The organism is Aeromonas sp. R4-3 (assembly GCF_040908275.1).
GTDB lineage: Bacteria > Pseudomonadota > Gammaproteobacteria > Enterobacterales > Aeromonadaceae > Aeromonas > Aeromonas rivipollensis.
The window spans coordinates 1-25,357 of record NZ_JBFODK010000057.1; the positions used below are offsets into that span (position 1 = coordinate 1).

A 25,357-nucleotide genomic window follows, 5' to 3' on the forward strand; every position below is an offset into this window, starting at 1 on the left:
GATGGTGGAGGGAGAAGGATTCGAACCTTCGAAGGCAGAGCCGTCAGATTTACAGTCTGATCCCTTTGGCCGCTCGGGAACCCCTCCACGGGGTATTTTCCTGATTGTTCGCACTTGAATGGTGGAGGGAGAAGGATTCGAACCTTCGAAGGCAGAGCCGTCAGATTTACAGTCTGATCCCTTTGGCCGCTCGGGAACCCCTCCCCAAGTGCGAGGCCGCATACTACCAGATCCGGCAAGGTTGTGAACCCCTTGGCCGCATTCTGACGACAAAAAAGTGTCAACTGGTTATTTTTTGATATGTTTCGCTCAAAATTCACGCTTTTCAATGACTTTTATGTCGATGTCCTGGGGGGGCGGCAGGGAGGGCATGGACAGAGGAGCCACGATGGGCTCCTCTTTTTTATGCGGGAAAGGGTGGCAGTGGCGAGGCTCAGGCGTCTGAGGTGCGCGCCTGCTGGCAGCCCTGAACCGCGTGGGCGATGAGCTCGAGGGCGCTCTGCTCGCAGGGGGGCAACTCCTCGTCGCATTGGCCGAGCGGGGTGACGCGAGGGCCCCATTTGATGAGGGCGGCGCCCCAGGTCAGACCGGCCCCGAAGGCGGCGGTCAGCAGATAGCTGCCCGGCTTGACCCGGCCCTGCTCCAGCGCCTCGCACAGGGCGATGGGCACAGTGGCAGCGGAGGTGTTGCCGTACTGCTCTATGTTGACCATCACCTTCTCCATGGGGGCGTTCATCCGCTTGGCCAGGGTCTCTATGATGCGCACGTTGGCCTGGTGGGGGACTATGAGGTCGACTTGCTCGGGGGCTATGCCGGCCTGGGTCAGCACGGCACCTGTGGCCTCGCCCATGCCGCGCACGGCGCGCTTGAAGATCTCCTGCCCCTCGAAGTTGAAGGTGAACAGACCGTCGATGTCGGCGAAACGCACCCGATCCGTCCCGAAGTTCGGCACGTGCAGTATCTCCCGTGCCTCGCTGTCACAGCCGAGCTTGCTGGCAATCAGGCCGCTCTTCTGTTCGCTCGCCTCTATCACCACGGCGCCGGCACCGTCGCCAAACAGCACGGCAGTGTCGCGCTTGGCCCAGTCCAGCAGCTGGATGAGACGCTCGGCACCTATCACCAGCACCTTCTGCATCATGCCGGTCTGCACCAGGGAGGTGGCGACCGAGAGCGCATAGACGAAGCCGGTACAGGCGGCATTGAGGTCGAACACCGCCGCCTTGTGGGCGCCCAGGGCCTGCTGCACGGCAGAGGCTCCATTGGGAACTAGCGTGCCCGGGGTGGCGGTGGCCAGTATGATGCCATCGAGTTCACCGGCGTCCAGACCGGCGCAGGCCAGGGCGCGGCGGGCGGCCAGGGTGGCGAGCGCCTGGGTGCTGACGTGGGAGACCCGACGGGCCTTGATGCCGGTACGCGGATAGATCCACTCATCCGAGGTATCCATGATGGTGCTGAGGTCATCGTTGGTCAGCACTGCGGGGGGCAGGCATTTGCCCCAGCCGGTGATATTGGCGTATTTCATCTTGTTATCGCTTCTTGTTGTAGATCGCCCGCGGGCGGAAAAGTGCGCAATTATGTCGTACAGGCTTTCCAGTGTCATCCTGCGGGGAGGGGAGCGCAAGGGGGCGCAGGGGGAACAAGGTGGTGATTTTGCTTAAATTCCCGCTTCTCCATGTCTTAAGATGAGAGCCCGACCCAGGCTCTCCCTTCCCGAGGTGTTGTCAGTGCACAAAGCGAATCTCAACCTGTTGCCCACCCTCAAGGTGTTGCTGGAGACCCGCAACATCAGCCGGGCGGCGGAGCTGCTGCACCTGAGCCAGCCCTCCATTAGCAAGCAGCTCGGCCAGCTTCGCAGCGAGTTTGGTGACGAGTTGCTGGTGCGGGAGGGGCAACGCTGGCTGCTGACCCCGCGGGCCGAGAGCCTGGCGGCGGCGCTTGCCGATTCCCTCGGAGCCCTGGAGCGGCTCTATGCGGCGCCCGAGTTCGCGCCAGAGCGCTGCGAGCGGGTGTTCCGGCTCGCCTCCTCCGACTACGTGGCCCAGCACATACTGCCCGACATCTGCGCGGCCCTGGCCAGAGCCGCCCCCCTGGCGGCGCTGGAATACAGTCTGTGGGACAAGCGCCAGCTGCCGCAGCTGTGGCAGTCCGAGCTGGATCTGGTCTCCACCATCACGGATCTGGTGCCGGATCAGATCCGGGGGCTGCACCAGGGGGAGGACAGGCTGGTGATGCTGATGGGGCGCCACCACCCGCTTTCGGGCACGGCGCCCAGCCTGGATGACTACCTCGCCTGGCCCCATCTGCAGGTGAGCGGTGGTGGCGACAAGGACAGCCCGGTGGAGCAGGTGCTGGCGCCCCTGGGGCTTTCCCGCCGCTGGTTCGCCCGGGTGCCCTTCTTCCAGGCGGCGGTAGAGGTGCTGCTGCGCACCGACTGCCTGATGACCACCCCGGCCCACATCGCCTGGCAGCTGTCCCGGGAGCACGCCCTGAGTTTTTGCGATCTGCCCTTCGCCACCCGGGTGCAGCAGTATCATCTGCTGTGGCACCAGCGCCACCACCTGGATCCGGCCCACCGCTGGTTTCGCGAGCTGGCCTACCCCTTCCTGCGGGATCACCTGCAGCGCACCCTGGGGGAGAGCCGCAAACAGCTTGATCTGAAGGCAGACCACCTCAGCCAGGGGTAGTCGGTTATGCCAGACTATAGCCGTTGGCTATGGACTCTATTCATAACTTTCACTTCTGGCATAGCTGGTCGCCTCCTACCCTGATCACAGTGAGATACATTCGGCTTGAGAGAAGGAAAGGGTATGGAAATGACGAGTTGGCTGGCGCTCGCCGCCATTTGCGTGATGGGGGCCATCAGCCCGGGGCCCAGCCTGGCGCTGATCATCCGCAATACGGTGCAGGGGGGGCAGGGCCACGGGGTGGCCACGGCGCTCGGCCACGGCCTGGGGGTGGGGATCTACGCCCTCATCACGGCTCTGGGTCTCTCTGTGCTGATCACCCAGACCCCGTTGCTGTTTGATCTGATCCGCTACGGCGGTGCCGCCTTCCTCGCCTGGCTCGGGATCAAGGCGCTGCTGGCCAAGCCCGCCAGTGGCGACGCTGCCGACGAGACGGTGCACGCTGTCCGTGGCCGTCAGGGGGCGTTTGAAGGCTTTATGGTGGCCTTCTTGAACCCCCAGCTCGCCATCTTCTTCATCGCCCTGTTCAGCCAGTTCGTGCACGCCGATACCGGCTGGCGCGAGGGAAGCATAATGATGCTGACCGCTGGCGGCATAGACGCGCTCTGGTACGTGCTGGTGGCCCTGGTGCTCTCCCGGGGGCCTGTGCTGGCCTGGCTCAAGGCCAAGTCCTTCGTGATCGATAAAATCAGCGGCCTGGTGCTACTGGGATTGGCGCTCAAGGTGGTGATCTAGACCTGCGTCTGGTGCCGGTGTCGCCAGCACAATCTCTCTGCTCCCTTCTCCCCTTGCGGGAGAAGGGTTGGGGATGAGGGGCGACCACATAGGCTTGTCTCGGCCCGGCGAAAGCCGCATCTCCTGCTTAGGGATGTCGACCTGTCCAATCCTGCATTCTGCGGTGATCTTAAGCGGGATCAAGGCGGGGGGCGCCGGGGCTCGCTAGAGTGACGGGCATTTCTCGTCCGCCTTCAGACCAGACCCATGCAGGATCATACCCAGACTAACCGCCTCGAGCTGCTGGCTCCGGCCAAGAACCTCGCCTATGGCATCGAAGCCATCAACCATGGTGCCGATGCCGTCTACATGGGCGGCCCCGCCTTCGGTGCCCGCAGCGCGGCAGGCAACTCCCTCGACGATATCGAAGCGCTGGCGCGCCACGCCCACCGCTTCGGCGCCCAGGTGTTCGTTGCCTTCAACACCTTGCTGCACGACCACGAGCTGGAGCAGGCCCGGCGCCTGACCCACCAGATCTACGAGGCCGGGGCCGATGCGCTCATAGTGCAGGACATGGGGCTGCTGGCCCTGGATCTGCCTCCCATAGCGCTCCATGCCAGCACCCAGACCGACAACCGTACGCCGGAAAAGGTGAAGTTCCTGCAGGATGTGGGCTTCTCCCAGGTAGTGCTGGCGCGCGAACTCTCGCTCGAGCAGATCCGTGCCATCAGTGCCCAGACCCAGGTGCAGCTGGAGTTCTTTATCCACGGGGCCCTCTGCGTCTCCTACAGCGGCCAGTGCAACATCAGCCACGCCCGCACCGGCCGCAGCGCGAACCGCGGCGAGTGCGCCCAGCTCTGCCGGCTGCCCTGCTCCCTGCAGACCCCAGGGGGGGAGGTGCTGGTGGAGAACAGCCACCTGCTCTCCTTGAAAGACATGGATCAGAGCGCGAACCTGGAGGCGCTGATCGCCGCGGGCATCCGCTCCTTCAAGATTGAGGGGCGCCTCAAGGGGCTGGACTACGTCAAGAACGTCACCGCCTGGTATCGCCAGAAGCTGGACGCCATTCTCGAGCGCCGCCCCGATCTGGTGGCCTCCTCGGCCGGTCGCTGCAGCTACGGTTTCACACCGGATCCCAAAAAGAGCTTCAACCGGGGCAGTACCGACTACTTCCTCCATGGCCGCCAGCCGGGGATAGACTCCACCAGGAGCCCGAAATACGTGGGTGAACCGCTGGGCCGCGTCAGCAGGGTGACCCGCGATGGCATCGAGATCGACGGCAAACCCGTGAGCCTCAACAACGGCGACGGCCTCGGCTTCTTCAAGCCGGGGGGCGAGCTGGTGGGGATGCGCCTCAACAAGGTGGAAGGTAAGCAGTTACTGCTGTCGGATCGGATGCCGGGTCTGAAGGTGGGCACCGAGATCTTCCGCAACCATGATCAGGCATTCAGCAAGTTGCTGGAGAAGCCGAGCGCGGATCGCCGGATCCGGGTCGATATGCGGCTCTCTGAGTGCGACCAAGGCGTCCGGCTCGTGCTCACCGACGAGCAGGGCATCGGCGCCTCCGTCACGCTCCCCTGCGACAGGCAGCAGGCCGACAACCCGGCGCGGGCGCTGCAACAGGCGCGCGACCAGCTTGGCAAACTGGGTAACACCCTGTTTGTGGCACGCCAGATTGAGTTGGCATTCACTTCTCCCCTGTTCATTGCCGCATCCATGCTCAACGGCCTGCGCCGGGACGGCATAGCCGCCCTGGAGGCGGCCCGTCTGGTCGCCTACCGGCGACCCGAGCGGCGCATCCCTCTGCGCGACGCCACCTATCCCCAGCACCGGCTCTCCTACCTCGGCAACGTGCTGAACAGTGCGGCCGAGCAGTTCTTCCGCGAGCACGGGGTGGGGCGCATAGCCCCCGCCTATGAGGCAAACAAGGAGCAGGGGGAGGTGGTGCTGATGATCACCAAGCACTGCATCCGCTACAGCCAGCACCTCTGCCCGAAAGAGGTGCCCGGCCTCAAGGCCGAGCCGCTGGAATTGAAGATGGGTAAAGACAGTTTCCGTCTGCGCTTTGACTGCCATCGCTGCGAGATGCAGGTGATGGGCAGCCTCAAGGGGTGATGGCTGCCCGTGTGGGCATAGGGCGGGAGCAGATTTGATGGCAGTATGGGAGTGCTGCCTTGTCACGGATATCCCGTGGTGAGCAGCCTTCCCCAAGCCTTCTTCTGCTGACAAAGGATCTGTCATGAACATCAATGAGTTGCCATTTTGCACGACCCGCTGGGCCGACATAGCGCCGACCGAGCACAAGGGTGAACGCGGCGTCGCCCGCTGGCACACCCAGCAGTTTGGGGATCTTCGGGTGCGGATGGTGGAGTATTCCCCCGGCTACCTGGCGGATCACTGGTGCAGCAAGGGCCACGTGCTGCTCTGCCTCGAGGGGGAGCTGCACACCGAGCTGCAGGATGGCCGCGTCTTCACCCTGACCTCGGGCATGAGCTATCAGGTGGCCGACAACGCCGAGCCCCATAGATCCTACACAGAACAGGGCGCCCGGCTCTTTATCGTCGACTGAGCCGCGCCCTTTCCTATTTCCCCTTATCTTCCAGGATCTTGCCCATGCTTGAGCTCAGACCCAACTGTGAATGCTGTGACCAGGATCTGCCCGCCGACACTGCGGTCGCCTATATCTGCTCCTTCGAGTGCACCTTCTGCGCTCAGTGCAACGATCAGTATCTGCACCTGACCTGCCCCAACTGCGGTGGCGAGCTGGTCAGGCGCCCGCGCCGCCCGGCGGCCAAGCTGGCGGCCAATCCCGCCTCCATCGAGCGGGTCTTCAATCCTGCCCTGAAAACTGCCCTGAGCAAGGGGCGCTAGGGCTGCCGGCTCCCTCTGGGGCCATGTCTGCCAACCGAGTCTCCTCAGGCCCTTGACCTTCTCCCGGCGGCCATGCTGACCAGGGGGCCAGGTTTGAGCCGGCTGGGTCGTCCTTTCTCCTGAAGCGGGGCCACGGGGCCCCGCCCGGGATCACACCGCTTATTTCTCCATCACCACGTTCCAGGGGCCATCGGCCTGGATAAAGAAGACCGCCTCCTCGCTGCCTTCCACCTTGGCCACATGGGGCTGCTTGTCGGTCAGGGCGAAGTAATCGCCGGGGCTGAGGGGGTACTCCTTGCCTGCGACCGTCAGGGTGACGGCACCCGACACCAGAGTCACATAGTGATCCGCGTCGTGATGATGATTCGGCGTCACCAGCCCCGCCGGGTATTTCAGGAAGAACCTGCTCTCCCCCTTGGCCATGTCACCGGAGACCGGTGCGGCGGCGATGCCGTTGCCCATGTCCTTCCACTTGAGATCGGCCTTGGTCATCACCAGGGTCGACTCGGCCCGGGCGGGGACGGTGACCAGCAGCAGAGCCGATAGCGAGAGGACGACGGCATACATGAATTTCATCTGCTCTCTCCTTTGCGAGTTGAACAACCCGTTCAATGGGGCGAGGCCGTCAGGGTCTCGCCTCTCCAAGCATAGAGTCCGGGCAGCTTGACCGCGGTGCCTGGCCGATGCGGCGCTTTAGGTGGTGATGCCCTCGAGTTTCAGCAATGCCTGCTTGATGGGCAGGCCCCCCGCATAGCCGGTCAGGCTGCCGCTTTGGCCTATCACCCTATGGCAGGGCACTATGATCGACAGCGGGTTGCGACCGTTCGCAGCCCCGACGGCGCGGCTCGCACTCGGCTTGCCGATGGCGCGGGCTATGTCGCCGTAGCTGCGGGTCTCGCCATAGGGGATGTCGCACAGCGCCTGCCACACCGCTTGCTGAAACGCCGTGCCCCGCGCCGCGAGCGGCAGGGTGAATCGTTGCAACCGCCCCGCGAAGTAGTCTCGAAACTCGGCAAGGAAGGGGGCGAGCGCCTCGCCGTCGTGCTGCCAGTCGCTCATGTCGGGCAGTGGCCGCAGCCCTGCCACGAAGTCCACGTGCACCAGACCGCGCTCATCGATGGCGACCAGCAGATCGCCGCAGCGGGTGGGCATAATATCGTAGCGGATCATGGGGTTGTCTCCTTGGGGTCGTTGTCTGGGTGCTCCCGGGCCGGATCTGTCAGCAGCGCGGGCTGCTCGCTCATGGCGTGCCACAGCCAGCTCGCGGCGTAGGCGCGCCACGGCTGCCAGGAGGCACTTCGCGCCTCCACCTCTTTTACGGGCAGCTTGGTGCCGCCGCCGAGCGCCTTTTGCAGTACGAGATCCGAGGCGGGGAAGGCGTCCGTGTCCAGCCCGCAGCGCAGCCGCCAGTACGCAACCGTCCAGGGACCTATGCCCGGCAGCGCGAGCAGTTGCTCGTCACTCGCGCTGCCCAGGGTGAGGGCGCCGCTCGCGAGCGCCGCGGCCAGCCCCTGCAGCGTGCGGATGCGACTGCCCGGCATGCCGATGCCGTCGAGATCCAGCTCGCACAGCTGGGCAGGCGTGGGCAACTGTGCCACCCCGAACTGCGCCTGGGTGCGCGCCACCAGGCGCCCCATGATGGTGATGGCGCCCTTGACCGACACCTGCTGGCCGACGATGGCGCGCAACATCACCTCGTATTCGTCCCAGCCCCCCGGCAGCCGCACCCCGGGCCAGCGCCCCTGTATCCGCGCCAGCAGCGGATCCTGCCCCAGCAGCTCGCCGATGCGCCCCATGTCCGCGTCCAGATCCCACATGCGGCGCACGCGATACAGTATGTCCGGCAGTGCACTCGGCGGCAGATCCTGCACCGTCAGCCTGAACCTGTCCCCTTCGAGGGGCTCGATGCGCACTAGCCCCTCCTGCTCGCCGACCCTGTGGCGGCGCTCGTAACCGTGCTCATCCACCCGTTCCAGCCCCGGAATAGCGCGCAGCCGGTAGAACGCGAGCATGGCCCGGGCATCGAATGGCGGGCGATATTGCAGGTGCAGTTGCAGGCTCGTCTGCGGCGTCTCGGCTGGCGCACCGCCCTCCCGTTTGCGCAAGGCCCCCGGCGTCAGCCCGTAGGCCTGTTGCCAGGCGTCGTTGAAGCGGCGAATGCTCGCAAAGCCTGACGCGAACGCGACGTCCGTGATGGGCAGATGCGTCTCCGTCAGCAGCCGCTTCGCGAGCAGCAGGCGGCGCGTCTGCTCCACCTGCTTTGGCGAGGCGCCGAGGTGTTGCTCGAACTGGCGCCGCAGCGTGCGCTCAGTGATCCCGGCCTGCGCCGCGAGCGCACCCAGGCTGCTTTCCCCGAGTTCACCGCGCTCTATGCGTGCCAGCACCTGGGCGACCAGGGGCGGCAGATCCCCGCTCTGGGACGGTGCCAGCTCGGGGCGACAGCGCAGGCAGGGGCGCAGCCCGTGCTGCTCCGCCGCCGCCGCGAAGCGAAAATATTGCACGTTGTGCTCGTGCGGCGCCCGCGCAGGGCAGATGGGGCGGCAATAGATGCCGGTGGACAGCACCCCGGTGAAGAAGCGGCCGTCGAAACGAGCGTCTCGCGCGAGCCGCGCGGCATGGCACTGCTCGCGGGTGAGGCCTGGGATGATCTCGTCCTGGGGCGATGAGACGGGGGGCGCTGTGTTCATGACTTGACTCGGCTGAGGGTGTGCATGTCCAAGAGACTAAGCGGGTGCAAGGGGAGTGACTAGCCAAAAACGGACAGGGATAGCAAAAAAAGTCGGGCGCTCGGGGAGGGGATGAGAGGGCGCAGCGCTGGGCCGCGCCCCGGGGAAGACGCCTATTTCAGGTAGCGTTGTTCCAGGTGCTTGCGCAGCCACTGCGGATTGAGCGCCTCGCCGGTCGCGCGGCGAATGAGCTCGTCCGTGCCGTGCAGGCTGCCCTGGGACCAGATGTGGCGGCCGAGCCAGCCAAAGATCTCCGGCAGGCGACCCGCTTCGATGAGCTGGCCCATGTCGCCGAGCTCTCGCTCCAGCGCGAAGCGCAGCTGCGCCGCGTACATGGCGCCGAGCGTGTAACTCGGGAAGTAGCCAAACGAGCCGTCCGTCCAGTGAATGTCCTGCATGCAGCCATTCTGGTAGTTGCCTTGGGTGGACAGGCCGAGCCACTGCTGCATCTTCGCATCCCACAGCGCGGGGATGTCCGCAACCTCGATGCGCCCCTCGATGAGATCGCGCTCCAGCTCGTAGCGCAAGATGACGTGCGCCGGGTAGGTCACCTCGTCCGCATCGACGCGGATGAAACCGGGCTCGACCCTGTTGTACAGCTTCTCGAGGTTCGCCGGTGCGAGTGCGGCCTGCTCGCCGAAGTGCGCGCGGATGCGCGGCGCTATCTGCGAAAGGAACGCGGGTGCATGGCCGAGCTGCATCTCGCAGAACAGGCTCTGGCTCTCGTGAATGCCCATGGAGCGCGCCTCGGCGACCGGCTGACCGAGCAGATGGCGCGGCAAGCCCTGCTCGTAGCGTGCGTGGCCCGTCTCGTGGACTATGCCCATCAGGCTGGAGACGAATTCGTCCTCGTTGTAGCGCGTGGTGATGCGCACGTCCGTCGGCACGCCGCCGCAGAACGGGTGGCTGCTCACATCGAGCCGGCCGTGGGCAAAATCAAAGCCGAGCAGCCCCATCACCTCCTGACCGAGCGCCTGCTGGGTCGCGATCGGGAAAGGGCCCTGCGGGATCAAAATGGTGTCGCGTTTTTGCTGCTCGCTCACGGTCTGGATGAGGCCGGGCAGCCAGCTCGTCAGATCGCCGAAGATCTGATCCAGTCTCTCGCTCGTCATGCCGGGCTCGTACAGCGCCAGCATAGCGTCATAGGGGCGAACCCCGAGCGCCTCGGCGCGAAGCCGTGCCACCTCCCGCGACAGGCGCACCACCTCCTCGAGGTTAGGGGCAAAGCCCGCCCAGTCGTTCTCCTTGCGCTGGCGGCGCCAGGCGTGCTCGCACTTGCTGCCGGCCAAGGAGAGCGCCTCCACCAGCTCGCTTGGCAGCAGGCTCGCATCCTGCCAGTGGCGCTTGATCTCCGCGAGGTTGGCGCGCTGGATCGCGTCCAGCGGTTCGCTCTCGGCCTTGGCAATCCAGTCGCCGAGTTCGGGGGCGGTGCGCTTGCCGTGGATCAGCACGCCGAGCTCCGCCATCGCCTCGGCGCGGGCCTCGTTGCCCCCCTCCGGCATCATGGCGGCCTGATCCCAGCCGCAGATGGCGGACAGGTGGGAGAGGCGGTGCAGTTGTTGCTGATGTTGTTCGAGTTTCTGGTATGACATGGGATTGTCCTTGTTATCGTCCCTGATGGTATGCACCCCGTACCTGGCATGATCGGGGCAGCCCGATGCTAGCACTCTGCCGCGGGCGAGGGCCACCCTCAGGCGGTCAGCCGAGGCGCTTCTGGTGACGTTCGCGGTTCTCGGTCTTCTTGCGCTCGCTCTTTCGTAGCAGCACATAGAGGGCGCCGCTGCCGCCGTGGCGACGCTCGGCGCTGTGGATGGCCATCACCGCGGGCAGTTGCGGCAGCCAGGCGCTGACATGGCTCTTGAGCAGGGCGCGCGGGGTGCTGCGCTCCCCCTTGCCGTGCAGGATCAGCAGGCAGCGGATGTCCCGCACCTCGCACTCCGCAATTAACTGCACCAGGGCGGTTCGCGCCTCCTTGATGGTCTTGTGGTGCAGGTCGAGGGAGCCTTGCAGCTCGTACTTGCCGAGCCGCAGCTTCTTGTAGACCCCCTCCTGCACGCCGTCGCGCTTGAAGCCGACGATGTCGTGGGGGTCCAGCATGGGGACAGCCTCCATGCTGAGGTGATCCAGGGTGAGCCGTTCGGCGGTGGCGGCATGGCGGCGCGCGAGTTGCGCCTCGGTCGGCAGGTTGTTGCCCGCGCCGGGGGTTATGTGGTCGCTGCGCAGCGGCCGCACGTCGGCCACTTCCTGCAGTAACAGTGAGAGTTCGTCGCCATGAGACACGGCAGGCTCCCCGCATGAGAATGAGGGGGGCATTATAGCGGGCCTGGCCTGTGCTTAGAATGGCGGGGCGCGGCGGGCTCAGGGGCCCGCACCTGGTGTCGCGCCGGTTTATTGCTCCTCGCGCGGCGGCTCGGCGTGCATCACCTTGTAGATGAAATAGACCGCGTAGACGCTGATCAGCAGGAAGGTGCCGATAATCACCAGCATGGACATCAGCCCCACGCTGTTGCCGAACATCAGGTTCATCCAGAATTCCATCTCGTTCACTCCTGTCATTGCGCGATGACAGGCATGATAGATACCTCTTTGGGTGGGATGAGATGATCTCGATCAAGTCCCTTCGTGGTTATTTAATCGGCAACCCATTCTGTGAGCGGCCTCGCACCCGGCGCCCCGCACGGCGGCAGGGCGCCGGTCTGGCGGCCTTAGTTTGCCGCTGCGGGTTCGGTGAGCGGTGTGATGCGCCAGCCTTGTTGCTCCAGCAGGGCGAGCAGGCCCTGCTCGCCGTAAAGGTGCAGGGCCCCTACCACGATAAAGCTCTCGTTTGGCAGGCCGGGCCACTTCTTGACCCAGTTGCGGTTGCGTTCCGCCAGCAGGGTCTGCTCCAGCCAGGCTTGCAGCTTGGGCGGCGCCATCTCCTCTTTGAGCAGGTTGATCAGGGTGGCCTGATCCCCGTTCTGCCAGGCCGCCATGACCTCGGTGAACCCCTTCTCGAGCTCCGGCAGCTCATCCAGGGTGCTCTCCAGCATCAGGGTCTGGTTGTCACCGACGCTCGCCAGATAGCCGAGCTGCTCCAGCAGGGTTTCCAGCCCGACTATGGGTTTGCCGCCGTCGTTTGCCCGTTTGGCGAAGTGCTGATCCACCCCGAATTCACCGCGATAGCCGGTGCGCTCCAGCGCCGCCTGGGTCAGGGTGATGGCGGCAAACCAGGGGCGCAGCGGTGCCAGCATTGCCTCGGTCAGGCCGTTCTGGCCGGCGGCGATCAGGGTGCGCCGGTAGAGATCCATGGGCAGGTGATCCTTGAGGGTCTTGCCATCCACCAGCCGGGTGATGGCCCCCATCTCCTGCCACTGCGCCTGGCTGATGTGGGTCATGTCGACCTCCATCACCAGGGCGCGACTCTGCTGCCAGGCGCGCTCGACGGGATCTGGCAGGGGATAGAGGGAGGGCTTGCCCGCATGGATGGAACCCAGCAACCAGTGCTGCTCGTTGCCCTTGCTGATGCGATAGAAGGCCGGATCGGCAAAGGCGTTCAGCGGCAGCAGCAGCCAAAGCAGTAAGGGAAGCAGCGTGCGATGGAATCTCATGAGGCACCTTATGTGAGCGGGATGAGTGCTCTATGATAAGTCCTCATTTGTCACAGCCAAGAGGTTTCCCATGCCCCACCTTCGCTTTCGGGCAGTTTCTGTCGACACCCTGCAGCAGATAAGCACGCCCCTGCTGGCGGATCTCTGCGCCCTGACTGGCGGCAAGCCGGAGTTCGTCACCCTGGAGTGCGTCGACAGCATCCAGGTGAGAAATGGCGAGCGAGAGGCCGGTTTCCCCTTCGTGGAGCTGGTCTGGTTCGAGCGCCCGCAGGAGCTGCAGGATGCCGCCGCCGCCCTCATCACCCACCACCTCAAGGCAGTGCTGGGGGAGCAGACCTATGTGGTGGTGCAGGTGCTGCCCATCGTCAAGAGCGCCTACTACAGCAACGGCCAGCACTATTGAGCGTGAGTGGAGAGCCTTGCTGAAACAGTTGCTGTCCAGACGGTCAAATCCCGGTACGACAGCAAGGGCCAGCACTATTGATCAGATGCTGGCGCTCGGGCGGGGATCAGTCCCCGCCGTGGATCAGACCGACTTGCCGAGGATCCGGTCAAGCCAGCGGCTCGGCAACAGGCGGCGCAGTATGCTGAACAGCCTGGTGGGCAGGGTGACAGGGTAGCGGTGCTTGGGACGCTTGCTCTGCAGCGCGTGCAGCAGCGGCGGTATGCAGGCCTCGCTCGGCAGGGTGAAGCCGCTGGTGGAGCCCTCTTTCTCCAGCCGGGTCAGGGTCTGGCGATAGGCGCCCTGATGGCGGCTCTGGGCCGGATCTATGTGGCGCACGAAGGCGTCGCGGGCATTGGCGCGAAACCGGGTGTCGATGGGGCCTGGCTCTATCAGGCTGATGTGCACGCCGCTGCCCTCGAGCTCGAGGCGCAGGGTGTCGGTGTAGCCTTCCAGTGCGAACTTGCTGGCGTTGTAGGCGCCGCGATACTTCATGGCCACCAGGCCAAGCACTGAGCTGTTCTGCACTATCCGCCCCTCGCCCACGGCCAGCATGGCCGGCAGCACCTGACGAATGAGATGGTGCCAGCCAAACAGATTGGTGTTGAACTGCGCCTTGAGCGCCTCCGTCGGCAAGTCTTCCAGCGCGCCGGGTTGGCCATAGGCGCCGTTGTTGAAGAGCCCGTACAGACGTCCCCCGGCCAGCGCCAGCGCCTCTGCCGCCCCCCGCTCTATGCTGGCGGTGTCCGCCAGATCCAGCTGCACAGCCAAGAGACCCTGCTGTTGCAACTGGGCGACATTCTCGGTCTTGCGGGCAGAGGCGATCACGGTGAAGCCGTGGGCGCCGAGCGCTTTGGCGGCGGCGAGGCCGATGCCGCTGGAGCAGCCGGTGATAAGCACGAAGGGGTGGGGCATGAAGATCATCCTGATTGGCGGCCAGCACAGGGCCGAAGTAGGCATGGTAGCCCGAGCGCCACCAAAAACAAAACCGGGCCACGTGGCCCGGTTTTCGGTCAGAACAGATGCCTGATTACATGATGGTGAACGGCATGATGATGTGGAACTTGACGTCATGCTCGGAGCTGAACATGTTCGGGTAGTACCAGCTGCCCTTGTCGTCCTGCTCGTTGTTGTAATCGGTGTAGTGCAGCTTGAACAGAGTGCCCTTCAGCTTGCCATCCTGCACCGTGTACATGACGTCGAAGTTGACGGCCCACTCTTTGCCCGGCTCCAGGGTGCCGTCGCCATTGTTGGCATCCCAACCGTAGGCACCGGAGACACCAGCGGCCCAGCCAGGAGCACCGACCAGATCATCCAGGGTACGAGTGGTACCGAAGAAGACAGCCTTCTCTTCGTTGTGGTTCCAGTCTGAGCGGGAATCCCACCAGATCTCGTTCGCACCCTGGGAGTTGCCGTAGCCACGGGTCAGACGGGGCAGGTAGTTGCCCAGATCCCCTTCGGCCTTGGTGTACATACCTTCCAGGCGGAAGGAGTAGGGACCGGCTGCCCAGCTTGCGGTCAGGGCTTGTTGCCATGCCAGACCGTCATAGTCTTCGTTCTCGGTGTCGGAACCGTAGAACTGGTAGCTGGTGTTCAGGCCACCCAGCACGTCAAACTTGTGAGCCAGCTTGAAGTGGTAGCTGTCCATGTAGCCTTCGGCCTGACCGAAGCCACCTGTGATGGCGGTGCCGTCCTCGAAGGTGTAACGGGCTGCCAGACCGTGGATGTAGTCGATCTTGTTCGCATCGGTGAAGGGATCGCTGGCATAGGGGCTGCTCTTGGAGAAGCCGGCGGTGTTCTTGAACCAGGGCGCCTTGTACTCATCGGCGATGGCGTAGGTCAGGTAGAGGCCACCGAAGTTGCCCTCGATCTGGCCACCACGGTAGGTACCGGGTTGATAGGACCAGTTGACGCCTATGATGCCGGGTACATACAGCTGGGTGTAACCACCCTTGGCGGTGACAGAGTCACCGAACTTGAGCTTCAGGGCTGCGGTGGAGAGGCTGAAGCCATTCTCGGGAACACCGTCACCACCTGAACCCCACTGGTCGCCCCAGAAGGAGAATTCGTTCTCTTCGTTGACGCCATTGCTCTCGTCAACGGCCAGGTCATAGGCGCCAAAGCCGCCGACATCCAGCCCGACCATGCCCCAGGCATAACCGGAGTTGTAGTTCAGGGCTGCCTGGGTGGTGGCATGGCTCAGGTTGGAGTGGTATTTGCCATCCTGACCCGGACCGGCCTGGACGCGATCACGCTCACGCTGGAAGTAGAACAGGCCGCCTGTCAGCTTGCCTTCGTCGATGAAGGCTTCATAGGACTTGCCATATTCCGGGCTCATCATGTCTTGAGCCGCAGATGCCATGCCGGGGGCGAGCAGCGCCGCAACCACGGCGGCACTCAAAGAGGCGCGCTTGAAGATCACTTTTTCCATTTGTTATTGCTCCTGATTTTATGGACTTAGCTTTTTTTTCCGGCAGTCAGGCAGAGGCCCGCCGCTCGGTATTGGCATTGCAATCAACACCCCGCAGGGCAAAAAGAAACTGTTCTGTGTTGTGCCCGTTTGCCCGGACGCCTTGGCGCATCACTGAAGGGCAATCTGCATCTTTACAGTCATTATTTTTTAGGTCTCGATCCTTGGCGATCTGACACCACCAAGAGTACGTTCGCGGTGCGAAATATCAACCGGAAGTTCCCGCCAAGTTTCAAAAATATGACCGAGTGCAAAGAATCATGATTCTTGGTGTGGGCACTCTCAGCCCGCTCATGTCGGTAATGAGAGCGTTTTCAGGTGGTTTTTTCCGTTTAGCTGGGGGGATCTTGGCGCGGAAGCAGAACTTTCTTTGTTAACCCGATGGCAACATATAATTTTGTGTCACAAAAAAAGATATCCGCACCTGCCGGTGCGGCGCCCTCTGGCCGGGCGGCGTCGAGCCGACTCCCCGGCAGGGGTCACCGCATCCGGTAGGGCCGCGCGGGGGCGGACTTGAATGAGGGCATATGAAGGGGTTGGCCCGGCGCAAACAGAGGCGCCGGGCCTGATGAGGGGCGGGTGACTCAGGCCTGGCTCAGGATCCGGGGGATCTGCTGGGCCTGGTGGTGGATGTGCTCCGACACCTGCACTGAAAGGCGGCTGCCCTGGCGGGCGTGCTGGCTGATGCGGCCGATGAGGGCGGCGAAGCTGGCCAGCCTGTGCTCCTGGCTCCTGGCGTTGTCGGCCCCCTGCAGGGCGATGACGGCTGTGCTGCGCGCCATCTCCCGCACCGTCTGGGTGGTCTGGCGCAACTGCTCGGCCTGCTGGCGCTGCCCGGCGGCTTCTGTCGTGATGCGGGTCAGCACTGTGGCGAGCTGATCCCCCGCCTGGGTGAGGCTGGCCAGGATCTCGGTGATCTGGCCGAGGGAGCGCTGGGTGTCGGCGGAGAGGTGGCGCACCTCGTCGGCCACGACCGCGAAGCCGCGTCCCTGCTCACCGGCGCGGGCCGCCTCGATGGCGGCGTTGAGCGCCAGCAGGTTGGTCTGCTGGGAGATGTGGCCGATGACATCGACGATGGCGGTCACATCCTCCACCGAGCGGGTCAGCTGGGCCAGGGCGCCGCTGCTCTCGTCGATGGCGAGGCCGGTCTGGGCGGTGGCCGCCAGCATGCCCCCCACCAGCAGCTCGCTCTGGCTCATGGAGTGTTCGTTGTGCTGGGCGTGCTCCGCTATCTCGGCGGCGACCTGGTGCACCTCGCTGGCGAGCTGATTGAGCTCCTGCATCATGGTGTCGCTCTCATCCACCGCCTGCTCTGTGGTGCGGGTGCTGTGATGGATCTCCTGCACCTGCTCCACCATCTCCTGCAGGCTGGAGGAGACGCTGGAGAGCTGCCCCGCCTTCTGCTGCTGATCCTGCTGCAGGCGCTGGATCAGGCGGTTGTAGCTCGCGACTATGTCGGCCAGCTCGTTGCGCTCGCGCCCCGTTGCCAGCAACTGGGCCTGACCTGTGGCATCGAGCTGCAGGAAGGCAGCCCGCAGTCGCAGCAGGGGCCTGACCAGCCAGCGGCGCTGCACCAGGGCAAACAGCAGGGCGACCACCACCAGGCAGAGCGCCAGGGAGCCGAGTATGGTGGCGAGCTCCCGGTTCATGGTCTGGCGGGCGGCGGCGAGCCGCTCCCCCAGCTGCTCACCGGCCTGCAGCAGCTGCGTGATGTCCTGCTGCACCATCTGGCGCGCCAGCTGCTGCTGTTGCAGCGCCTTGCTGCTGTTCTCGAGCTCCTGGGGATAGCGTTTGAGCAGGGAGACCAGCTCGGCTTTGGGCTGCTCACCCAGCTCCTTGCGCACCGGCTCTCCCAGGGTGAACTCATCGGCGGCGGCCTCTTCGAAGAGATTCAGGCTCGGCAGGGCCGCCAGCGCGTCCGCCTGTTTTTGCAGGGCGGCGAGCTCGAACTGCAGCCCTTCGAGGCGCTTGGCGCTGGCCTGCTCCATGTAGTTCTGACGCTGGTGGGCGAGGGCGGGCAGGGTTGCCAGTATGTCGGCGGCCCCCTGGCGATAGGCCTCGGCGCTGGCCGGATCCTGATCTGCCCCCTGCAGGCCGTAACGCAGCAGGGCCCGGGCCTGGGTGGTCAGCTCGTTCTCGGCGTTTTGCAGCAGCCACTGGCTGTTGCCGGAGAGCTTGCCCGCCGCCAGATAGTCCCCCTCGATGCGCGCCCCCATCTGCTCGAGCAGGGCGTGCAGCGGACCGGCTTGCTGCCCGTCCAGCTGCGCCAGCAGCGCGAGCGCCTGCTGGCGCACACCCTGGGCCTCGGCCAGGCGCAGGGGATCGCCGCTGCCAAGGTAGTCGCGAAGGGCCCCCTGCAGGGGGCCGCTCAGTTGTTGTTGCAGGCGCTCCTGCTGGCGCTGGGCCTGTTCGGCCCGATTGAACTGCTGCCAGCCGTGAAACAGGGCGGCGGCCTGAACGCCGGCCACCAGCAGCAGTACCAGGGAGGAGAGGGAGGCATAATGGGCAATTTTCACATCTGAGTCCTGCTTGAAGCACGCAATGGGCGTGAGCTTAAGCAGGGGAGATGGCGTTTTTATGACAGCGGTTGCGCCGCTTTGCGGCTCCCGGGCGTCTTCACCAGCAAACCGAGCAGGGCACCGCCCATGATAAGGGCCCCCGCCAGCAGGTGGCGCGGGGTGAGCTGCTCACCGTTGAGCCAGACCAGCAGCAGGGTGCTCAGCAAGGGGGTGAGGTAGGCGAGCGCCCCGATGCGGCGCGGATCCCCGTCCCGCAGCGCCAGATACCAGGTGACGAAGGCGGCCCCCATGGGACCGAGGGCCAGTCCGGCGATGAGCAGCCAGTCCCCCTGCGGGATCCGGGCGAGGGGCAGCGGTCCCTCCAGCCCCCAGGCGAGCAGCAGGGCCAGGAGCCCCGCGGGCAGGCAGGCGGCCGCCGTGACCACGGCGGGGGCGGGGGGCAGGCGGCGGGAGAGCACTGAATAGGCGCCCCAGACGATGGCGGCGCCGAGCGCCAGCAGGTAGCCCGGCAGATGGGCCTGCTGCAGTTGCAGACTGCCGTCCACCATCACCAGCACCGAACCGGCGAGGCCCAGGGCCCCGGCCAGCAGGTGGTGCAGGCGCAAGGGGTGGCCCGGCAGCAGCAATGGGGTGAACAAGATGATGCACAGGGGCCAGAGGTAGTTGATGAGGTTCGCCTCCAGCACGGGGGCGTGGCGAAAGCTCATGAACAGCAGCAGGTGATAGAGCAAGAGGGCTGTGATGGTCACCAGCCAGGTGACAGGCCTTGCCCGCCACTGGCGCCAGAACGGCAGTGTGCCCGCGCCGCAGAAGAAGAGCACCAGTCCTACCAGCACCAGGGGCGAGACGCTGGTGATCCGGGAGGTAAGGGCTGCGAGCGAGGCCCACAGCAAGATGGTGAGCAGCGCAAAACCGGTGGACTTGTCCCACCAGGAAGAAGCAGACATCCAACACTCCTTTGCAAGATGAATAAAAAAAGAGGGCCAGTCTAGCAGACTGGCCCTGGTCACACAGCGTTGCCGTGCCGCCGTTATGACTCCCGGCTCGGCACTACGCTGGCCGCCGGGGTCAGGGACTGGCCCCTGACGTACCAGACGATGAGCGCCAGCACCAGCAGCGGCAGGACGGGGTCGAACCAGGTGCCGCCGGAGCCGAACACCAGGTTCAGCAGGGCGACGCCGGTGCCGCCTATGGCCCAGGCTATGGTGGTGGGGATGGACCAGACGATCATCTGCTGCTTGACGTCCGAGATCCCCATCATGCGGTTGACCACCCAGAACAGACTGTCGTTGAAGTAGCCGAAGAAGAGCGACCCCATGGTGGCAGCCTGGGCGGCCAGCAACATGTTGACCCCGGGGATCTGCGCCAGTATGGGGGCGGAGATGGAGGCCGCCGTCACCATGGCCACAGTGCCGGATCCCTGAATGAGGCGCACCAGGGTCGCCACTATGAAGGGGATCAGTATGGGGGAGATGGGCAGCTGGGCTATCTGTTCGGCGAGCTGCTGGCCCGCGCCGCTGTCACGGAGCACGGCACCCAGGGCGCCGCCGGCCCCTGTCACCAGCAGTATGATGCCGGCCGATTGCAGCCCCTCTTCGAGGCGGGCGGCGGTGGCCTGTCTGTCCATGTGCGGCACTAGCGTATAGACAGCCAGCAGCACGCTGATGGCGAGCGCTATGATGGGGGTGCCGATGAAGTTGACGCCCTGAGCCAGGGGGTTCTCCATCAGGCCGCCCATGCCCTCCAGGGTGGCGAGGGTGGTGAAGATGGCCTTGACGAAGATCAGCACTATGGGCACCAGGATCGGCAGCAGCGACAGGGTCAGGCTCGGCAGACTCTTGCCCTCCTTCTCCTTGATGTACTGCTCGTAGGTGGACTGCAGCTCATCCGGGGTCTGGGCGGCCTTGGCGCCGAACTCGGGGTACTTCTTGTCGAGCCACTGGGCGTAGAAGACGATGCCGAGCACGCAGGGGATGGCCAGGGCCATGCCCATCAGCAGCATGGCGCCTATGTCCACGCCAAACAGACCGGCGACGCCGAGGGGCCCCGGGGTCGGCGGCACCGTATGGTGGGTCACCACCAGGCCCCCCGCCAGGGCGACCCCCAGGGTCAGGATGGAGCGCTTGCCGCTTTTTGCCAGCGCCTTGGCCACCGGATAGAGGATGACGAAGGCGGAATCCACGAAGATGGGGATGCTGACGATGTAGCCGGTGATGGCCAGGGCCCACTCTTCACGGCGCTTGCCGAGCCACTTGATGAAGCTGTAGGCGATCTGCTCTGCGGCCCCCGACACCTCCAGCAGGCGGCCCATCATGACCCCGAGGCCGATGACGATGCCGATGCTGCCGAGGGTGGAGCCAAAGCCCTGGGTGATGACGGTGAGGGTCTTGTCTATGGTCATGCCGCCAGTGATGCCTGCGATGCAGGCCGCCGCCAGCATGGCGATCAGGGCGTGCACCCGGGTGCGGACCACCAGGAATACCAGTACGAAGACGGCGATGACAAGGCCGATGATGGGGGTAGGGATGTCGCTCATGATGCCTCCTGCATGTCATGGGTGATGAAACTGTCGATGATGTCGGCAAACGTCCTGTCTGCCACGAAGCCGAGAGCGCTGGCGCGCTGGTTGTCGATGCGCCCCGGCCAGCTTGCGACTATGCGCTCGACGGCCGGATCGGCGGCAAACTGCACCCTATCCCGGGCCCCCTGACCACTGGCCTTGGCGAGGGTCTCCAGCATCTCGCCGACGGTGACGCTGATGCCGGGCAGGTTGACGCTGCGCCAGTCGCCGGTGGTGGGGAGCCTGGCCGCCAGCAGGAAGTTCGCGACTACGGTGGCGGGGCTCGAGAGCCAGAGGCGCAGATCCGGGCTCACCGGGCAGATGGCGTTCTCACCCTGCAGCGGCTCGCGGATGATGCTGCTGACGAACGACGAGGCGGCGCGGTTCGGTTTGCCCGGCCGCACGCAGATGGTGGGCAGGCGCAGCACCAGGCCATCCACATAGCCCTTGCGGCTGTAGTCGTTGACCAAGAGCTCCCCCATGGCCTTCTGGGCGCCATAGGAGGAGGTCGGGGTCAGCGCCGTGCCGTCGTCCACCAGGGCGGGCAGGGAGCCGCCGTAGACCGCCAGCGAGCTGGTGAAGATGAAACGGATGCCGGGTCTGGTGTGGCGGCAGGCCTCCAGCAGGGTGCGGGTGGTGTCCAGGTTGACCTTCCAGCCGAGATCGAAGTCCTGCTCCGCATGGCTGCTGACGATGGCCGCCAGGTGGTAGACCACGGCGGTCCGCTCGGTGATCAGGGACTCGGCGACCCCGGGCTCGGTGAGGTCGGCCTGGAGGCAACGTACCCTGGGGTCCGCCATGGGGGCCTGCGGCTGCTGTATGTCCACCAGCAGCAGCTCGGTGAAGGGTTGTGTGCTCTGCAGCAGGGCCCGGGCCAGTTTCTGGCCCAGGAAGCCACCGCCGCCGGTGATGATGATCTGCATCTCGTTATCCTCAGACTCGTTCATGTGTAGGGTGTCGTCGTTGTTATTGTTGTGTGAGCCAGCCCAGCCCTTCCCGGGTGCCGGCTCTGGGGTTGTATTCGCAGCCTATCCAGTCGTGGTAGCCCGCCTGCGCCAGCACCTTGAACAGGTGGGGGTAGGCAAGCTCCCCCTCGTCCGGCTCGTGGCGATCCGGCACCGAGGCTATCTGGACGTGCCCTATGGCCGGGCCCAGCTTGCCGATGAGGCGGGTGAGATCCCCGTCCATGATCTGGGCGTGGTAGAGGTCGAGCTGCACCCCCACGTTGGGCCTGTCTATCTCCTGCACCAGGGCCAGGGCGTCGAGCTGGTGGGCCAGGAAGTAGCCGGGCACATCTCTATCGTTGAGGGGCTCGAGCAATACCCGGATGCCGTCCGCTGCCAGAAAATCGGCGGCGAAGCGGATGTTGTCGACCAGGGTCTGGCGGTGGGCCGCCAGGCTATGAGCGGGGTCGACTATGCCGCTCATGGCGTGCACCTTGGTGCAGCCGAGCGCCAGGGCGTAGTCCCGCACGCATGGCAAGTGGGCGCGAAACTCCGCCTCCCGCCCCGGGATGGCGGCCATGCCGCGCTCCCCCGCCCCCCAGTTGCCCGGCGGCATGTTGAACAGGGCCTGGGAGAGGCCGTGCTCGCGCAAGCGGCGGCCCAGCTCGGCGGCCGGCCACTCGTAGGGGAAGAGAAACTCCACCGCGGCGAAGCCTGCCTCGCGGGCGGCGGCGAAGCGCTCCAGGAACGGCAGCTCGGTAAACAGCATGGTGAGATTGGCGGCAAACTTGCTCATGGCGTGATGCTCCTCAATGCGTTGTGCTTGTATCGGGTCAGAGGGGCGGACCAGTATTGGCTCATGGTTTCATCCTCCTCAATTCATCAATTTCGGGTTCGCTCAGGTAGCGGATGGACTGGCCATGGAGCATCAGTGCCAGGCGCGCCGTCTCCTCCAGCTCCTCCATGTTGTTGACCGCATCCACCAGATCCTTGCCCGTCACCACGGGGCCGTGGTTGGCCAGCAGGAAGGCGTTGCCCTCGGGGGCGCGGCGCCCCAGCTCCTCGGCGATGCGGGCATCCCCCGGCTTGTAGTAGGGGATGAGCGGCAATTGACCGACCCGCATCACGTAGTAGGGGGTGAAGGGGCGGATGACGTTGGCCGGATCCAGCCCCTCCAGGCAGGAGAGGGCGGTCAGGTGGGTGCAGTGCAGGTGCACCACGGCCCGGCAGTCCGGATTGTTGTGGTAGATGGCGAGATGGAAGGCCACCTCCTTGGAGGGGCGATCACCCCCCAGGTGCTCCCCCTGCAGGTTGACGTGAGAGAGCCTGTCGGCGCTCAGACGCCCGAGGCAGGAGCCGGTGGGGGTGGCGATCAGGGTGCCGTCCGGCAGCAGGGCCGAGAGGTTGCCGGCGCCCCCGGTGGCATAGCCACGCTGGAAGAGGGAGGCCCCCAGCATCACCATGGTGTCGCGCAATGCCTGTTCAGTCATGGAAGTACTCCTGAGCCTTGTCGAAGAAATCCTCATCCCCGAAGTTCCCCGACTTGAGCGCCAGGGAGAGGGGGGCGTCTATGGCCCGCACCCAGGGCACTCCGGGGGCGATTTGCGGGCCTATGTGGAACGCCTTGACCCCGAGGGCCTGGGTGATCCGGCTGGAGGTCTCGCCGCCGGCGATGATGAAGCCGTCCACCCCTGTGCCCTGCAGCCGCTGGGCGAGGCGGGCAAAGCAGTGCTCCACGGCGTCGCTGGCCGCCTGCTGGCCGTGGCTCTCCTGAATGCGGGCCAGCTCCCCCGGGCTGGTAGTGGCGTAGACCAGCGGCGCCGGGGTGAGGGGCTGGGCCAGTACCCACTGGGCCAGCTCGGCCGGGTAGTCGGCATCCTCGAGGCAGCGTGCCACGTCCAGCGCAAGCGCAGGGGCGTGCTGGCGATAGCGGGCCACCTGGCGGTTGGTCATCTCGGAGCAGGAGCCCGACAGCACCACGGCGCGCGAGCCTCTGGGCCAACCCGCCTCGCGGGCACCCTGCAGATCACCGCTCCCAAGCTGGCGGGCCAGACCGATGGCGAGGCCGGAGCCCCCGGTCACCAGGGGCAGGTCGAGGGCGGCGGTGGCGATGTCCAGCAGGTGTTGCTCGGTCAGGGTATCGACCACGGCGTAGCGCACGCCGTCCTCTGCCAACTGCTCAAAGGCCCCTGCAATGGCGGCGGCCCCCTTGTCTATGGTGACAAACGGCACCAGACCGGCGCGGCCCTGGGCCTGCCCCTCCATCAGCCGCAGCAGGTTGCTGTCGGTCATGGGGGTGATGGGGTGGTGTCGCATGCCGGACTCGGCGAGCGGCAGGGCCCCCACGAAGAGGTTGCCCTGATAGACGGTGCGACCGTTCACCGGCAGGGCCGGGCAGATCAGGGTGAAGTCCTGGCCAAGCGCCGCCAGCAGGGCGTCGGTCACCGGACCTATGTTGCCTGCCGCCGTGCTGTCGAAGGTGGAGCAGTACTTCTGGTAGATGCGCGGGCAGCCGCGGACCTGGAGCCAGGCCAGGGCCGCCAGGGAGTCGCGCACCGCTTCGCCCGCCGGGCAGGAGCGGCTCTTGAGGCTGATCACCACGGCGTCGACCTGGGGCAGATCCCCGTCGTGCTGCGGCACGCCGGAGAGTTGCAGGGTGGAGAGGCCGTTCTCCACCAGGAAGCCGGCGATATCGGTGGCGCCGGTGAAGTCGTCTGCGATGACACCGAGTTTCATGGCCGCTCCTCCTGACCCGGTAGGGTGATGCCGGAGAACGTCTTGATGACGGCGCTGTCATCTTCCTGGCCGTGCCCCGCGTTGCTGGCGCTGAGGAACATGTTGAGGGCGGTGCTCGCGAGCGGCAGCGGGAAGCGCAGCGCCTTGGCGGTGTCCGCCACCAGGGTGAGATCCTTGACGAAGATGTCCACCGCGGAGCGGGCCTGGTAGTCGCCGGTCAGTACCCGGGGCATGCGGTTTTCAAACATCCAGGAGTTGCCGGCGGCATGGGTGACCACGTCATACATGAGATCCAGCGGCACGCCGGCTTTGCTCGCCAGCGCCATGGCCTCGGCGGCGACGGCGATATGCACCCCGGCCAGCAGCTGGTGGATGATCTTGACCGTGCTGCCCTGGCCCGGTTCGCTGCCGACCCGGTAGACCTTGCCGGCGACCGCATCCAGCACAGGGGCCAGCTTGTCGAAGGCGGCGTCTGCGCCTGCGGCCATCACAGTCATCTCCCCCGCGTCGGCCTTGATGGCGCCACCGGAGACGGGGGCATCCAGCATCGGCAGCCCGAGCTGTGCCAGCTCGGCGGCCAGGGAACTCGCCTCCTCGGCCGCTATGGTGGAAGAGACCATGATGGCGGTGCCTGGTTTGAGGTGGCGGGCCAACCCCTCTTCGCCGAGCAGGATGCGGCGCACCTGAACGGCGTTGACCACCAGCAGCAGCACGGCGTCCAGGGTCTCGGCCAGGGGGCGGGCATCGGCCATGACGGCGGCGGCACCGGCCTGTTGCAGCTGGCTGCGGGCCTGCTCGCTGAGATCTATGCCGTAAGTGGTGAGCCCGGCCCGCAGGCAGGAGCGGGCGGCGCCCATGCCCATGGCGCCAAGGCCGATGACGGCGACATGATAGGAAGTGCTCATCTCGTGATTCCTCGATAACGACTGATGAGCCGATAGTAGAGGCTTGTGGCGGTGAAATATCAGGCAGGCATCACAAAAAATAACTTAAGTAGTGTTAATTTTTGTTATTCAGGCAGGTTGAGATTCTTTTGAATCAATTTTTGATGCTTTTTATGTGAATAAATGTGATTTGTGAGCCCCTTCGAGGTTATTTATCATT

24 protein-coding genes and 2 tRNA genes are annotated in these 25,357 nt (G+C 65.2%); 6 read left to right on the forward strand and 20 right to left on the reverse strand.

The genetic code is table 11. From position 1 onward, the window contains the following. Positions 1-2 precede the first annotated feature (2 nt). From AB5Y91_RS18295 to AB5Y91_RS18305, 3 genes are all read right to left on the reverse strand, one after another. Positions 3-87 (reverse strand) — tRNA-Tyr (locus tag AB5Y91_RS18295). A gap of 32 nt (positions 88-119) precedes the next feature. Then, positions 120-204, reverse strand: a tRNA-Tyr gene (locus tag AB5Y91_RS18300). A 229-nt stretch (positions 205-433) separates the two neighbouring features. Continuing rightward, positions 434-1,522 (reverse strand): ketoacyl-ACP synthase III, encoded by a 1,089-nt coding sequence (locus AB5Y91_RS18305; RefSeq protein WP_368170464.1) that lies wholly within the window; start codon positions 1,520-1,522, stop codon positions 434-436. Positions 1,523-1,724: 202 nt separating this feature from the next. On the opposite strand from AB5Y91_RS18305, the gene AB5Y91_RS18310 reads away from it, so the two are divergent. From AB5Y91_RS18310 to AB5Y91_RS18330, 5 genes are all read left to right on the forward strand, one after another. Next, entirely contained in the window at positions 1,725-2,684 is a 960-nt protein-coding gene (locus AB5Y91_RS18310) for a LysR family transcriptional regulator (RefSeq protein WP_290030175.1), read from the forward strand. A gap of 123 nt (positions 2,685-2,807) precedes the next feature. Beyond that, entirely contained in the window at positions 2,808-3,419 is a 612-nt protein-coding gene (locus AB5Y91_RS18315) for a LysE family translocator (RefSeq protein WP_368170465.1), read from the forward strand. Between the two features lie 246 nt (positions 3,420-3,665). After that, entirely contained in the window at positions 3,666-5,513 is a 1,848-nt protein-coding gene (locus AB5Y91_RS18320) for a U32 family peptidase (RefSeq protein WP_368170466.1), read from the forward strand. 124 nt (positions 5,514-5,637) lie between these two features. Beyond that, entirely contained in the window at positions 5,638-5,967 is a 330-nt protein-coding gene (locus tag AB5Y91_RS18325) for a DHCW motif cupin fold protein (protein WP_289983567.1), read from the forward strand. Between the two features lie 44 nt (positions 5,968-6,011). After that, positions 6,012-6,269 carry a DUF1272 domain-containing protein gene (locus tag AB5Y91_RS18330; protein WP_368170467.1) on the forward strand — a complete coding sequence of 86 codons (258 nt, stop codon included), beginning with the start codon at positions 6,012-6,014 and terminating at the stop codon, positions 6,267-6,269. 159 nt (positions 6,270-6,428) lie between these two features. On the opposite strand, the gene AB5Y91_RS18335 is transcribed toward AB5Y91_RS18330, so the two are convergent. The 7 genes from AB5Y91_RS18335 to AB5Y91_RS18365 form a co-directional block, all read right to left on the reverse strand. After that, entirely contained in the window at positions 6,429-6,845 is a 417-nt protein-coding gene (locus tag AB5Y91_RS18335) for a cupin domain-containing protein (protein WP_368170468.1), read from the reverse strand. A gap of 117 nt (positions 6,846-6,962) precedes the next feature. Continuing rightward, positions 6,963-7,439, reverse strand: coding sequence for a methylated-DNA--[protein]-cysteine S-methyltransferase (locus tag AB5Y91_RS18340; RefSeq protein ID WP_368170469.1), 477 nt, complete (start codon positions 7,437-7,439; stop codon positions 6,963-6,965). Next, the gene (locus AB5Y91_RS18345) at positions 7,436-8,956 is read right to left on the reverse strand and encodes an AlkA N-terminal domain-containing protein (protein ID WP_368170470.1); all 1,521 of its coding nucleotides are present in this window, start codon (positions 8,954-8,956) and stop codon (positions 7,436-7,438) included. The genes AB5Y91_RS18340 and AB5Y91_RS18345 overlap by 4 nt, the downstream gene beginning before the upstream one ends. Positions 8,957-9,108: 152 nt before the next feature. Then, complete coding sequence (locus tag AB5Y91_RS18350; protein WP_368170471.1) at positions 9,109-10,587, reverse strand: carboxypeptidase M32; 1,479 nt, start codon at positions 10,585-10,587, stop codon at positions 9,109-9,111. Between the two features lie 106 nt (positions 10,588-10,693). Then, entirely contained in the window at positions 10,694-11,275 is a 582-nt protein-coding gene (smrA, locus tag AB5Y91_RS18355; protein WP_368170472.1) for a DNA endonuclease SmrA, read from the reverse strand. A 108-nt stretch (positions 11,276-11,383) separates the two neighbouring features. Beyond that, positions 11,384-11,533 carry a DUF3149 domain-containing protein gene (locus AB5Y91_RS18360; RefSeq protein ID WP_368170473.1) on the reverse strand — a complete coding sequence of 50 codons (150 nt, stop codon included), beginning with the start codon at positions 11,531-11,533 and terminating at the stop codon, positions 11,384-11,386. 167 nt (positions 11,534-11,700) lie between these two features. Then, positions 11,701-12,582 carry a TraB/GumN family protein gene (locus AB5Y91_RS18365; RefSeq protein WP_168235677.1) on the reverse strand — a complete coding sequence of 294 codons (882 nt, stop codon included), beginning with the start codon at positions 12,580-12,582 and terminating at the stop codon, positions 11,701-11,703. A gap of 70 nt (positions 12,583-12,652) precedes the next feature. On the opposite strand from AB5Y91_RS18365, the gene AB5Y91_RS18370 reads away from it, so the two are divergent. Beyond that, the gene (locus AB5Y91_RS18370) at positions 12,653-12,985 is read left to right on the forward strand and encodes a DUF1904 family protein (protein ID WP_234690537.1); all 333 of its coding nucleotides are present in this window, start codon (positions 12,653-12,655) and stop codon (positions 12,983-12,985) included. A gap of 123 nt (positions 12,986-13,108) precedes the next feature. Here AB5Y91_RS18370 and AB5Y91_RS18375 read toward each other — a convergent pair whose 3' ends face one another. From AB5Y91_RS18375 to ltnD, 10 genes are all read right to left on the reverse strand, one after another. After that, the gene (locus AB5Y91_RS18375) at positions 13,109-13,939 is read right to left on the reverse strand and encodes an SDR family oxidoreductase (RefSeq protein ID WP_368170474.1); all 831 of its coding nucleotides are present in this window, start codon (positions 13,937-13,939) and stop codon (positions 13,109-13,111) included. A gap of 115 nt (positions 13,940-14,054) precedes the next feature. Beyond that, entirely contained in the window at positions 14,055-15,455 is a 1,401-nt protein-coding gene (locus AB5Y91_RS18380; RefSeq protein WP_106885999.1) for an OprD family outer membrane porin, read from the reverse strand. Positions 15,456-16,078: 623 nt separating this feature from the next. Beyond that, on the reverse strand, positions 16,079-18,010 hold the full coding sequence (locus tag AB5Y91_RS18385; protein ID WP_368170475.1) for a methyl-accepting chemotaxis protein: 1,932 nt from the start codon (positions 18,008-18,010) through the stop codon (positions 16,079-16,081). 59 nt (positions 18,011-18,069) lie between these two features. After that, the gene (locus AB5Y91_RS18390) at positions 18,070-18,960 is read right to left on the reverse strand and encodes a DMT family transporter (protein ID WP_234676892.1); all 891 of its coding nucleotides are present in this window, start codon (positions 18,958-18,960) and stop codon (positions 18,070-18,072) included. A gap of 83 nt (positions 18,961-19,043) precedes the next feature. After that, complete coding sequence (locus AB5Y91_RS18395) at positions 19,044-20,549, reverse strand: GntP family permease (RefSeq protein ID WP_368170476.1); 1,506 nt, start codon at positions 20,547-20,549, stop codon at positions 19,044-19,046. Further along, positions 20,546-21,496, reverse strand: a complete 951-nt coding sequence (gene denD, locus AB5Y91_RS18400) for a D-erythronate dehydrogenase (RefSeq protein WP_368170477.1) — start codon at positions 21,494-21,496, stop codon at positions 20,546-20,548. Before denD ends, AB5Y91_RS18395 begins: the two co-directional genes overlap by 4 nt. Positions 21,497-21,539: 43 nt before the next feature. After that, the gene (gene otnI / locus AB5Y91_RS18405) at positions 21,540-22,313 is read right to left on the reverse strand and encodes a 2-oxo-tetronate isomerase (RefSeq protein ID WP_368170478.1); all 774 of its coding nucleotides are present in this window, start codon (positions 22,311-22,313) and stop codon (positions 21,540-21,542) included. A 61-nt stretch (positions 22,314-22,374) separates the two neighbouring features. After that, the gene (locus tag AB5Y91_RS18410) at positions 22,375-23,007 is read right to left on the reverse strand and encodes an aldolase (protein WP_043758491.1); all 633 of its coding nucleotides are present in this window, start codon (positions 23,005-23,007) and stop codon (positions 22,375-22,377) included. Next, complete coding sequence (gene otnK / locus AB5Y91_RS18415) at positions 23,000-24,253, reverse strand: 3-oxo-tetronate kinase (protein WP_368170479.1); 1,254 nt, start codon at positions 24,251-24,253, stop codon at positions 23,000-23,002. The genes AB5Y91_RS18410 and otnK overlap by 8 nt, the downstream gene beginning before the upstream one ends. After that, positions 24,250-25,158 carry an L-threonate dehydrogenase gene (gene ltnD / locus AB5Y91_RS18420; protein ID WP_368170480.1) on the reverse strand — a complete coding sequence of 303 codons (909 nt, stop codon included), beginning with the start codon at positions 25,156-25,158 and terminating at the stop codon, positions 24,250-24,252. Before ltnD ends, otnK begins: the two co-directional genes overlap by 4 nt. Between the last annotated feature and the right edge of the window lie 199 nt (positions 25,159-25,357).